The sequence below is a fragment of the Chitinophaga sp. genome, assembly GCF_019236475.1.
Taxonomy (GTDB): domain Bacteria; phylum Bacteroidota; class Bacteroidia; order Chitinophagales; family Chitinophagaceae; genus Chitinophaga.
Map to the genome: position 1 here is coordinate 87,648 of NZ_JAFAIX010000011.1, position 13,388 is coordinate 101,035.

Annotated in this window: 7 protein-coding genes; 5 read left to right on the forward strand and 2 right to left on the reverse strand. The window is 43.5% G+C overall.

What is annotated here, in order from left to right; genetic code table 11:
- Nucleotides 1-52: 52 nt before the first annotated feature.
- From JO154_RS14945 to JO154_RS14960, 4 genes are all read left to right on the forward strand, one after another.
- Nucleotides 53-1,168, forward strand: coding sequence for a FecR family protein (locus tag JO154_RS14945; RefSeq protein WP_291946854.1), 1,116 nt, complete (start codon nucleotides 53-55; stop codon nucleotides 1,166-1,168).
- Nucleotides 1,169-1,627: 459 nt separating this feature from the next.
- A complete protein-coding gene (locus JO154_RS14950; protein WP_291946855.1) occupies nucleotides 1,628-5,026 on the forward strand; it encodes a TonB-dependent receptor in 3,399 nt (1,132 codons plus the stop codon).
- Between the two features lie 18 nt (nucleotides 5,027-5,044).
- The gene (locus tag JO154_RS14955) at nucleotides 5,045-6,805 is read left to right on the forward strand and encodes a RagB/SusD family nutrient uptake outer membrane protein (protein ID WP_291946856.1); all 1,761 of its coding nucleotides are present in this window, start codon (nucleotides 5,045-5,047) and stop codon (nucleotides 6,803-6,805) included.
- A 397-nt stretch (nucleotides 6,806-7,202) separates the two neighbouring features.
- Nucleotides 7,203-8,621: a M57 family metalloprotease gene (locus tag JO154_RS14960; RefSeq protein WP_291946857.1), complete on the forward strand. Its 1,419-nt coding sequence runs from the start codon at nucleotides 7,203-7,205 to the stop codon at nucleotides 8,619-8,621.
- A gap of 77 nt (nucleotides 8,622-8,698) precedes the next feature.
- On the opposite strand, the gene JO154_RS14965 is transcribed toward JO154_RS14960, so the two are convergent.
- Entirely contained in the window at nucleotides 8,699-10,018 is a 1,320-nt protein-coding gene (locus tag JO154_RS14965) for a DUF3472 domain-containing protein (protein WP_291946858.1), read from the reverse strand.
- A gap of 267 nt (nucleotides 10,019-10,285) precedes the next feature.
- Entirely contained in the window at nucleotides 10,286-12,688 is a 2,403-nt protein-coding gene (locus JO154_RS14970; protein ID WP_291946860.1) for a thiamine pyrophosphate-dependent enzyme, read from the reverse strand.
- 202 nt (nucleotides 12,689-12,890) lie between these two features.
- Between JO154_RS14970 and JO154_RS14975 the strand changes: the two genes are divergently transcribed.
- Complete coding sequence (locus tag JO154_RS14975; protein WP_291946862.1) at nucleotides 12,891-13,286, forward strand: DUF1573 domain-containing protein; 396 nt, start codon at nucleotides 12,891-12,893, stop codon at nucleotides 13,284-13,286.
- The last annotated feature ends 102 nt before the right edge of the window (nucleotides 13,287-13,388 follow it).

Below are 13,388 nucleotides of genomic sequence, written 5' to 3' on the forward strand. Positions count from 1 at the left end.
CTCTTTGGGGGATAACCTTTTCTCACGTTACTTATATAAAACAGCCATCGCATTGATCCACGAAGAACTGGCTTCCCTGGCCGAAAAAATCGCCCTGGGAACCGCAACAGATACGGATATCAACCGATACCATGAGCTGCTGGACACCCTTGAGCAAGATGAACAGTGGAATGTAGAACAAATGGGTACACCCGCTGAAATAGATGCTATCCTGAAGGATCGTATTTATGAAAGCACAGGTATTGCCAGGAGAAAAACGAAAATTCGTTTACTCCGCATCGGTGCAGCCGCTACGGTGGCTTTACTAATGACTGTTGGCGCACTGTCCTATTGGAATCACAAAAAAGATAGCACGACCAAAACATTGGCCCGGCAAAGCACCCGTGACAAAAAAGATAAAGCAGTACTCAAACTGGCCGATGGCCGCGAAATTGAGCTAAATGACGATAATAATACCCTTACACAGGGCAACGATAGCATACATCTGTCGGGAGGACTAGTGGTCTCCCAAAATAACGGCGAAGCCGACAACCAAATCAATGAATTAGTCACACCTGCGGGAAGCCAATTCCTCATGGTGTTACAAGATGGTACGAAAGTATGGCTGAATACAGGTTCGAAACTGCGCTTCCCTAATACATTCCACAGTCTGGAGCGCTCTGTGGAACTCATCGGCGAAGCCTATTTTGAAGTAGCGCCACACACAGAAAAACCATTCGTGGTACATTCCGGTGATAAGTCAGTGAAAGTCTTAGGCACCAGTTTTAACATTAACGCCTATACGGACGAGCCACGGACGAATGTTACATTAATGGATGGCGCAGTAAAAGTTTATCAGCAAAACGATTCCCTATTACTAAAACCAGGACAACAAGCCAAAATGGCCACGGATAAAGGAATTGAATTTGTTTCACATGCAGACACTGATCATGTAATGGCATGGAAAAACGGCTACTTCTCCCTCAATGGCGAAAGTACGCCAGTCATCATCCGGCAAATCGCAAGATGGCATAACCTCGAAGTAGTGTATGCTGGCAATGTTCCGGATCTCAAATTCGCTGGAAACATCAAGAAAAGTTACGAACTCGCAGATGTACTCGCCATCCTGACGGAAAGCGGTATTCATACGAAAGTGGACAAAAATAAACTGATAGTATATCCTGAATAAGTAAACTTATCGTGTAATCAATTAAATCACATAAAAAACCGGGAATGCGCCAACATTACCCGGTTCTAACGGCAATAAAAACGCCAGTCGATCAAGCATATTTTATCACCTAAATCAAATTTATGTTTTTAAAATCGTCGTGTCAAGGGGGCTCCCCTACTACCAAACACCATGCAGCCGGACTATTACGAGTACCGGTTATCACCTGATATTTATTTACCAACATCAAACAGCCAGTGAACAATCTAACCGGATAATTCCGCTTCCCCGGTTATGACCAATTAATCACGATTCAACACGTAACGAACTGATAGTATATCAGCCGGATCATCACATCCGGTAAGGATCTGCTCATCTCTTCACTATTCTGTTATCCTTAATAATCCAACTATGCTGTTGTCACCGCAAACAATCAATCAGCGCGGACCTGCACGTCCGAAAACCAAAATCTGGAAGGTTATGAAACTAACAACTGTAATTCTACTAGTCAGTTTCCTTCAAATCAGCGCCAAAAGTTTTTCTCAGAAAATTACCATGAGTAAGAAAAACAGACCTATTCAGGAAGCGCTTACAGAAATCGAAAAACAGACAGGCTACAAATTCTGGTATCACGCCAATGTGCTGTCTAATACACGGAATGTAACGATCGAAGTGGTGGATGAACCATTACCCAGTGTGCTGGACATGTTCCTGAAAGATCAAGGTCTCACCTGGAAACTCATTCGCGAAACGATTATACTCAATAAAGCGGCTGCATTACCAGCGCCAGTTGCCGCACCACCAGCCGATACCGTGCATGGACGTGTGGTAGACAATACCGGGAGTCCGGTTCCAGGCGCCACGGTAATGGTAAAAGGTGTGAAGAAAGCTGCTATCACCAATGTCAATGGGGAATTTCATTTGTCGGGTATTCCTGATAATGCTGTACTCGTTGTTTCAAATATCGGTTTTCAAACGCAGGAAGTACCAGTGGCTGGAAAATCTTCCCTCACTATTAAATTTCTTCCGGAAGTATCGCAACTGGAAAACGTAGTGGTAGTAGGTTACGGTACACAGAAAAAAGTAAATCTCACCGGCTCTGTAGCACAGGTGTCCGGAAAAGTACTGGAAAATAGACCTATTACCCGCATCTCGCAAGGCTTGCAAGGGATGGTGGCTGGTCTGAACATCACTACCAATACTAGTGGAGGCGCTCCCAATGCTACACAGAATATTAACGTCAGAGGCTATACGGGATTAAATGCAACAGGTGGCCCATTAGTAGTAATTGATGGTATTCAGGGCGGCGATATCAATGCCATTAACCCTAGTGATGTGGAAAGCATTTCCGTACTGAAAGACGCGGCGTCTACCGCTATCTATGGGTCTTCTGCTCCTTATGGCGTTATTCTCATCACTACCAAAAAAGGTAAAATGGGAATGACTAAAATTACTTACGATGACAACTTCGCCTGGGCACAAACGATCAATCTCCCTAAAATGCTGAACTCCCTGGACTTCGCGAATATCTACAACGAAGCTTTCGCAAATGCAGGCAGGGCACCATTCTTCAGCCAGGAAACCATCGACAGGATTAAAGCTTATCAGGCAGGAACGATTACCACACAAACCATCAAAGATCCTAACTCCAATAGCTGGTTAAACTGGAACGCCGGTAATGCCAACAACGATTGGTTTAAAATTTACTTCAAAAAATTTGCTTTCAGCCAACAACATAATGTTGGTATCAGCGGAGCTACAGAGAAAAGCAACTACTATATCGGCATCGGTTACAACGACCATGCAGGTATGTATAATTATGGAAATGATGAGTTCAAACGCTTCAATATCCGGGCAAACTTAACATCCAATGTTACTAACTGGATGTCTTTTACCCTGCGCAGTACCATCAGCAGATCCATGTTCAATACACCTAACGTATACTCCGGTCAAACAGGTGGTAACTATATGCACCAAATCGCCAGGAAATTCCCTACGGTATCCCTCATCAATCCTGACGGCCACTATAGCGCGGAAAGTAATGTGCCATTGCACCAGGAAGGCGGTAGAAACAAAATCACGGAAGATCAGCCGATGTTGACCGGCGAAATCAGATTAACCCCGCTGAAAGGCTGGGAAATCGTTGGTAACTATACCTTTGACGGTGATTTATACGATCAACAGAATCAACTGAAAACAGTTTACACTTATTTGCCGGACGGCTCTACCGCCCCTACCAGCGGTACTACTCCAAACTCTTTTGCTCGCAATAATTATCGTAACGAACACCATATCATTAACGCCTATTCATCATATGAAAAAGGGTTCGGTCATCATAACTTCAGATTATTAGGCGGTTTTACTAGTGAGCTGACTAACTATACAGCCTATGGTGCCTCCAACTCTCTTTTATATTCCAATGATATTCCTTCTTTAAGTCTGACCTATAATACCACTCCTTCCGTTTCAGACCAGATAAGAAGATTAGCCGTAGAAGGATTTTTCGGAAGATTCAACTACAATTATGCCGACAAATACCTACTGGAAGTAAACGGACGTTACGATGGTACATCCCGATTCCTGGCTGGTCACAGATGGAAATTTAGTCCAGGTGTATCTGCCGGTTGGAATGTAGACAGAGAGCCATTCTGGGCATCATTGAAAGAAGTAGTGAACGCATTCAAAATCAGAGGTAGCTACGGTTCTTCACCAGATCAACTGTTCTTGGGAGATCCTGCTATCAGTACTTATTATCCGTTCTATCCTAGCCTGGGAACCACTACTCCTACAAATACTAGCTGGTTATTCGGCGGCAACAAACAAGCCTCTGTAAGTATGCCACCACTGGTAAATTCTAATCTGACTTGGGTAACCACTACTTCTTACGGTATCGGTACCGACATTGGTATGCTTAATAACAGACTGGGAGTAAACTTCGATTACTATATCCGTAAAGCAGATGATTTCGCTGGGCCTGCACAGGTTTTGCCAGGACTGCTGGGTTCAAGCGTTCCCAAAATCAACAACGCAGCCATTCAGACAAAAGGTTTTGAATTGACCATCTCATGGAATGATAAAATTGGTGAACTGGGTTATGGCGTTAGAGCAAACCTCTCTGACTATAAAGGAAAGGTAGTAAAATACAATAACCCATCCCGCACACTGGATACCTGGTACGAAGGCCAGACAATGGGCGAAATCTGGGGTTACACCACATTGGGATTATACGCAACAGATGCAGACGCAGCTAAAGCACCTAAAGCCTCTTTCTGGAATAGCACCTGGCACGCCGGAGATGTTATCTACAAAGACTTTGATGGCAATGGTATCATTAATAATGGTAAAAATACAGTGGATAGCAGTGGCGACTTACGTGTTATCGGTAACAACACACCACGTTATCAATACAGCCTGAATCTGAATTTTGATTACAAAGGATTTGATCTGGGTATATTCCTGCAAGGCGTTGCTAAAAGAGATGCATGGATTGGCTCCAACTACTTCTGGGGTATCGTAGGCGATGAGTGGCAGAGTTCTCCTTTCACTGCACAAATGAACAGATGGACTCCTACCAATCAGAATGGTTATTTCCCTAAGTTTTATATGAGCGGTGAAAACAATAAGAATACGCAAGTACAGACAAGATACCTGCAAAATGCAGCTTACTTGCGTATCAAGAATTTGCAGTTGGGATACACACTTCCGAAGTATATGATTACACGCATACATGCACAAAAAGTACGTGTATACATGAGTGTGGAAAACCTCGCCACGTTCACCAAACTCATCAAAACTGTTGATCCGGAATTATCGATCAGCGATTCGAAAATTTATCCGCTGCAAAGAACTTATTCCTGTGGTATCAACATCATTCTCTAATTAAAAAATATTCCGCATATGCGTTTTCCTAAGATAATTTCCGCATGTTTACTGGCTGCTGTCGGATTGGCTTCCTGCAAAAAGGATTTCCTGGACAGAAGCCCTGAAACAGTGATCAGTGATGCCCAATACTGGAAAACATCCAACGATCTGAAGTTGTATAGCAATAGCTTTTACAATAACATCCCTGCTTACACCGGTTACGGTACGATTGGTATTTATGGATTGGATGCAGACCAGGGCAGTGATAATATGATTAGCATGGGTTATAATACCTGGCTAAATGGGGAAACTGTAATTCCATCCAGCGGCGGTGGCTGGAGCTGGGGAACTCTTCGTAATATCAATTATCTGTTAGACAATTACTCCAAAGTAAATGAGCCATGGAACAATGTGAAACCATACGTTGGTGAAGCAAAATTCTTCCGTGCTTATTTCTACTACGGAATGATGAAAGCCTACGGTGATCTGCCTTGGGTAGGCAAAGCCTTAACTCCGAATTCTCCGGAGCTGTTTAACAAACGACTTCCGCGCAATGTTATAGCAGACTCCATTATGGCCGATCTGGATAGTGCAATTGCTTATCTGCCCTCCAAACCAGCCAGCCAGGCAGGACGCGTATACAAAGAATATGTAATGGCATTTAAATCCCGTGTGGCGCTGTTTGAAGGTACCTGGGAGAAATATTTAAGTGGGACACCATTCTCTCCTGCCAATGCCAACCCTACCAAATACCTGCAAGCGGCCGCAGATGCAGCTACTGCTGTGATGAACTCCGGTCTCTTCTCGTTGGATAACGTGGGTAAACCATTTGGCTACTGGTCCCTCTTTAATCAAACAGATTTCAGTGGTAGTAAGGAAGTCATGTTCTGGCGTCAGTACAATGTGACCACAGGACCTACTCATAACTGGCACAGATATACGAATAGTGGAGCAGGTCGTGGCCTCACTAAAAACCTGGTGGATGATTATCTCTGCTTGGATGGCCAGCCGATTGCTGTTAGTCCGTTGTATAAAGGGGATGACTCCCTGAATTCAGTTGTACAGGGTAGAGATCCGCGACTGATGCAAACCATGTATGTAAACGATGGTCAGCATATCGTTACCAACAACCAGCCAGCAGGTGCAGCTAACCTAATTTTCCAGGTACCTACTTTCAACGCGGCCAACGAAGGAAAGCCTGCCACTGGTTACCAAGTGTATAAAGGCCATAACCCAGATTATTATCAGCAATACGCTGGTGACGTGGGCACCACTGCACTCATCCTGATGCGTTATGCAGAAGTACTGTTGAACTATGCAGAAGCAAAAGCAGAATTGGGTTCGTTGACACAAGCAGATATCGACATCACCATCAACAAAATCCGTGGTAGAGTTGGTATGCCGAACCTCGTAATGGGCGCTATTGTTTCAGATCCAAACTGGGTATTCAACAATATCAGCCCAATCCTGAATGAAGTTCGTCGGGAAAGAAGAATTGAACTGGCGTGCGAAGGATTTAGGAGAGACGATATTCTGCGTTGGGGCGCTGCGGGCAAACTGATCGTGGGTTGGAAGCCTAAAGGAGCAAAACTCAAACAATGGGTAAATACTGTTCCAGCAAACCTCCTGTCTAGCTATCCAGTGGATGCCAACGGTTATATTGAACTGTTTCAGAAGATCGGCGCGATGAGTTCCGGTTATAAATTCAACATAAATAGGGATTATCTGTCTCCTATTCCATTATCAGAGTTGCAGGTACCCGGTTCCACCATGACGCAGAATCCGGGCTGGAATTAGCCTTAAAATCGCTTCACAGGTACCGGCAGCGGTGCCTGTGAAGTTTTGTCTCCCTGGCCTTTACATCCATCTACTCCCCCATTTCATGTAAACAAATCATTAATTCCCCACTGCACTGTAGTTTCATCTCTTAGATTCCCACACCTTTGCAGCGCCATAAAGAAAAGAAATTATCTAAGCCTGGAACTGCTTTAATTTTTAATCTACATCAGAAGCCACCGCAACAGCACTCTTATATGCTCTGCAGTGGCTTCGTCAATTTAAGTCGGTTATCTAGCTAAAAAAATATAATTACTATATGCTGATATCATCCTACCTTGAACATAACGAATCCCTATAATAAATTTTCATGTAGCATATAACCTCAGTCATTTTAACCAAATACATAAATCCATTTATGAACAAAACGTTTGTGAAACTCGCAGGTACTGCAGCAGTATCCATGGCCCTGTTTTTTGTTGCCTGTAAAAAAGGTAACGTCGAATCTCAATCTATCACAAAGGAAGCACCTGCTTCCGCGGAGGAAATCAGTAAGATGAAACAATATCTTACCCAAACCACCGGATTAAAGGAATCCTTGATTGTTTATGATGCAGACAGACAAGTGTTCTTCATGCAGGGTGATATAGTCCTGTCCAGGAAAGATGTACAGGATTATATGAAAAACAAGCCTTATTCAGGCAATGGCCCGACAACAGAACAATACAGATATCCTTATGTGTTGAACAACACTGTTGTCACCAATATTAGGATAAAAGATCACATCTCTGATCCTTCCTGGAAAAAAGCACTTAGGGATGCCATCAAATACTGGAACAACTACAATATGTTGGGATCTTCTACCAAAATCATTTTTACCATCTACTCTGACGATGTAGCTACAGACCTGGTGGCAAGTGATAACATGTATGAAAATTCCACCACTATCGCATATGCTTATTATCCCAAATCAAATGGGGCAACAGGCGATTCTCTACGAATCAACACCTTTCACAACTATTTAAGCCCAGAGCTGAAAGCATATGCAATTACCCATGAATTAGGACATACACTTGGCTTCATGCACGCAGACGGCAGTGGCGGAGCTTTGATTCCTGGTACTCCATCAAGTGATCAAAACTCTCTGATGTGGCCTGTTATTCCAACCACAGCCCCATCTCCTGTATTTGACTACTATGACCTGACAGCCGCCCGTTACATCTACCCAAGAACACCTAATGCCAGTGGTAACTCTGGTAGCATAAATACCATGGCAGGCGTTGATATCGGCATCGATGATGGTAGCTTCTACTTCGGTCTGGGTGGAAATGTTACCCGTGGTAATTCCGGCTCTATCTATGGCGAAATGAATTCCTACAGCCTCGCTGCTGGTAAAACTCCCGCTGATGTAGTAGAAATCGGTATCGCAAATACAAACCTGGTATACGTATGGTATAAGGATGGAACCCTCAGTACTGGCGGGTTCTCCCAACTCAATACCTATCCGGCTTTGAATATAACTTATCCATATACGCTGCCAGCAGGAAAAACACCTGCTAATATCGTTGGTATCAGTATCAGCAAACAGGATGGTAAATGCTATGCATGGTATAATGATGGAACCTACTCAGTAGGTAATTCCGGCAATTTCGCCTACTATAGCGGTCCTCAACCATACACCGTTCCTGCTGGAAAATCCTTCTCAGATATCAGAGCGGTGGGAATCGCTGAAACTTCAGACAAGCGCTATTTCTGGTATAAAGACAATACCTGCTCCGTTGGTACATCTTCAAATGCTAGCAGTTATGAGTCGCCATATCCAGTTACCAATTACTAATCATCATTTTCAATAAAAAGCATAAAAAAAGCACGGTAAAATTTACCGTGCTTTTTTTATTACATGGAGCCGCTGATTTATGGAAGCGTTGTCAGATCAACAGATGGAGGCGTACCAGTTGTTGGCCTTGTGTAGATAACACCTACACTATTACCCACCTGACGGAATCCGCCACTGTACATATACAGCATATTATTTTCAACGCCAGCGCCTTCATCATAACGCTGATGCGCTGCATCGCTGGCGGTAGTGCTGAAAGATGCCTGCGATACTTCAATCCAGTTGCCATACTTGGTTCTGACCCATTGATTACCATATCTTGCTTTGAAGAAATCCTGACCATTACTGCCGAAGTTTTCTACAAAAGAATATAGTCCTCCGAGTAGCTGCCCATTGGTCTTTGATTTATCCCATTCTCCCAGCAATTTCCAGGCGCCATTTTCGGGCGCATAATACCAGGCGGTAAAGAGTGTATGTGTTCCCGATGCTTCGGCATTTACGAGCATTTTATACGTATTTCCGGTTACCCATGGAAACACGAGATAGGTTTGTCCACCAGATCCTTCGCCGCCGAACTGATTACTCACTACGCCAGTTCCTTTGCGGACCAGTGTGACGGCATAATCTGCCGGTATCTGGGTAGGATCATTGGTATTGTAATTACTCCAAATGCTAAAGAGAATTCTTCTTTCTGTAGGACCATTTACCTGTATTCCAAAATAACCATCCCAGAAGCCATTAGTCATGTAATATGCATTCAACGGATCTGCTCCTGTTGGTACATTTACTTCTGTATAAAACCAAGTGATAGCACTGTCGCCAGGATACTTGTAACTCAGGTGTGTGGCGGGCGCGCTGCGATACTGACTCTTGTTATATTTCAGTCCCAATGAGCTATTGATAATTACGGATTGAACATCCGGGAGATACGTACCATTCTTGGTCACTGCCTTGATCTCTAAGCAATGATACTGAGCCGACGAAATATTAAATGCTCCTACGTTTAATGTCACATAAGAGGAGGTTTGATTGACCACTACATTGTAACTAGTTCCTGAGCTGTCCAATCGTATCCGTAGTGTGTTTGTATTGGATGGTGCTTTCACCCGAATGGAAACATCCATGCTACCAGTAGTGGTTGGATAGAAGTAAACTCGGGTAATTCCAGCAGTATCCGTCCATGCTCCCAATCCGTTTGTGCCAATAGATCCGTAACCATTACTCTGATCTTTCGGATATACGTAACCGTTAGAATAGAGCGTAACCGTGTCTGTGGCTATCAATAATGCGGTTATGCCGTCTTTAGCAATAGTTTGTTTAGAAAGTAGTTCACTGCTGTTATACTTTGCGCATGCCGACAATAACAGGCAAAGCAGAATAATAGGGTGCTTTTTCATGTGAATGATGTGGATTTTGGTTAGTTATTATTGAGGAGTGCTCCATGTACAAAAGGATTAACCAGTTCACTATTACTTGTCCACTGAAAAAAATACAGATTTGCGCGGGTTCGGGTCATCAACAATAATAAAAGTAAAATCCACCTTTAATAAAACTAAATCATATTTCCTTTAATGGCAGAATTATGACAGAGCCCCATCCGGGCCATAACGAAAAAAGGCCAGTCCGACGACTGGCCTTCTCCCTAATATTCAAAGTTTTAGAAACTATTCTTCCATCATTTCCATTACCACCCGCACTACATCTTCGGTATTTGGTTTGGAGAAGTAATCTCCATCAGAGCCATACGCCGGACGATGTGCCTGTGCACTCAGCGTGCGAGGAGCGACATCCAACCAACGATAACCACCCTGATTTTCCATCACCTGCTGGAACATATAAGCAGTTCCACCACCAGGCACATCTTCATCCGTGAAGAGAATGCGGTTTGTTTTCTTCAGTGATTCCAGGATGATATGGTGAATGTCAAATGGCAGTAATGTTTGAACGTCAATCACTTCACAAGAGATACCCAGTTCTTCCAACGTAACCACAGCTTCTTCCACAATTCTTGTCATAGAGCCATAAGTAACGATGGTAACGTCATCACCTTGTTTCAACACTTCAGGCACACCCAATGGAACAGTGAATGTTTCCAGGTTTACCGGCAGTTGCTCTTTCAGACGATAGCCGTTGAGGGATTCAATGACGATAGCTGGTTCATTCGCTTGCAGTAAAGTATTGTACATACCTGCTGCTTGCACCATGTTACGTGGCACGCATACATACATACCGCGCAGAGAGTTGATAATCATACCCATTGGAGAACCGCTATGCCAGATACCCTCCAGGCGGTGGCCACGTGTACGTACAATCAGCGGACAGAACATCGCGCCTTTCGTACGATACTGCAGTGATGCCACATCATCGCTGAGTGGTTGCAGACCATACAACAGGTAATCCAGGTACTGAATCTCCGCGATTGGACGAAGTCCACGCAGCGCCATACCAATACCCTGTCCCATGATGGTCAATTCGCGTATACCGGTATCGGCTATACGGAAACCGCCATGTTTCTGCTGTAAACCAGCGAAGCCTTGGTTAACATCTCCGATTCTACCCACATCTTCACCGAATGCAAAGACTTTAGGGTTATGGGTAAACAGTTGATCGAAGTATTTATTCAGCACTTCGTAACCGTTGATAACAGTAGGTTCATCACCGAATTCAGCAGGTACTACTGGTACATTCAATGCAGAGTTGACACCTGTCGCATGCAATAAAGTATTGTAATTTTCTTTTTCGTGTGCGAGGTAAGTATCGTAATAAGCTTGCAGTTGTTGTACTGCAGGGTCATTCTTCAGTGCTTTGTGACGTACCAAAATACCAGCAGCAGCTTTCAAAATATCACGACGCTGTGGCTCACGGTTGGCCTGCAGTTCGCGAATTGACTGCTGTACGAAATCAGCTTTTGCGCCTGCTACTTCCGCAATTGGAGTGGCCAGTGCAATGAACTGCTGTACTTCGTTTTTAATAGGTGCGATATATTTTTCCCAAGCTGCTTTACGGGCATCTTGAGCAGTAGTTTTTGCAGCAGCTTCGATTTCAACCAATGTAGCCTCATCAGCTAATGCGTTTTCCAGTATCCAGGAACGCATTTTCACATTACAGTCGAATTCTTTTTCCCAAGACAAACGCTCTTTGCTCTTATAGCGTTCATGAGAACCAGAAGTAGAGTGGCCTTGCGGCTGTGTGATTTCCTCTACGTGGAACAGTGCAGGTGTATGTGTTTCACGGATCTTGCGGATAGCAGGTTCCAGGATCTCACACATACCAGCATAATCCCAACCTTTCAGGTTATAGATATCAAAACCGTTGGTACCATCGGTTTTACGGAAACCTTCCAGTGCTTTGGAAATGGAATTTTTAGTAGTCTGGTATTTACGTGGAACGGAGATACCATAACCATCATCCCATACAAAAACAGCAAGAGGAACTTGCAATACACCAGCAGCATTCATGGTTTCCCAGAAATGACCTTCTGACGTGGACGCATCTCCGATAGTAGCAAAGCAGATTTCATTTCCGTGGTTGGAAAGATGGGTCATGTCTTCCAGTTGCTCCACTTTACGGAACAGCTTGGAAGCCAATGCCAGCCCCAAAGAACGAGGCATCTGACCAGCGGTAGGCGCCATATCTGCAGCGGAGTTCTTCATTTCCGCCAGGGGTAGCCAGTTTCCTTCTTTATCCATATTTGGAGTAGCGAAGTGAGAGTTCATCTGGCGGCCACCAGAAAACGGATCATGATTTACATCCGGATCTGCATATAATTGCGAAAAGAATTGTTCAGGATTAGCAATACCCGTTGCAAAAGCAACAGTTTGATCGCGATAATAACCTGAGCGAAAATCCCCTGGTTGAAAGTATTTGGACATCGCTATCTGCGCCACTTCCTTTCCATCTCCAAAAATGCCAAACTTAGCTTTACCAGTAAGTACCTCCTTACGGGCGAGGAGACTAACTTCCCTGCTCTCGCAGGCCAACCTGTAGTCATTTAACACCTCCTTACGGAATTCTTCGAATGACAACCGGCTTTCTATATTCATAGCGAGTTCGTTATTTTCTATCATGCCTCATGGTTAAAGCACAAAAGTACGGTTAATTATACAGTTCAGAAATGTCTGAAAAATTCACATTTAAAATAATCTGATTTTTTTAATAAGAATTTAATAAATTGTAAGGTATCTATTAGTTTTTGGCCGTAAATTTGTTTTGGAACAAGCAACAAATTAATTTTTTTTAACCAGTCGCTTTTAAAACCAGTATATAAAAATGAAAAAGTTTATTCTATCCCTATTTGCAACTTTGATGATTTCTACAGCGCTGTGGGCACAACAAAACCCTGCTGATACCAAAGTTAAATTTGCAAAGGAAACCATTGATTTCGGAAAAACTGAGCTGAACAAACCTGTTTCTGTAGATTTTGAATTTACCAATATCTCTAAAGAACCAGTACTGATCGAAGCGGCTCGCGCAAGTTGCGGTTGCACTACTCCAAAATGGACAACCGAACCAATTCTGCCAGGTAAAAAAGGTAAAGTAACTGCCAGCTACAATGCTAGCAGCATCGGTCAACAGAACAAAACTATCTGGGTTAAATTCAGAGGCGTTGAATCTGATAAAGAACTGCACCTGACTGGTACAGTTGGAAATCCAGCTAGCAAATAAGTAAAAAATTACTTTAGATAAAAAAAGCCTTACAGACAGATCTGTAAGGCTTTTTTGTTTCCTTTTATCCTGACTTCCAGACACCTATTTCACCTATCTTTG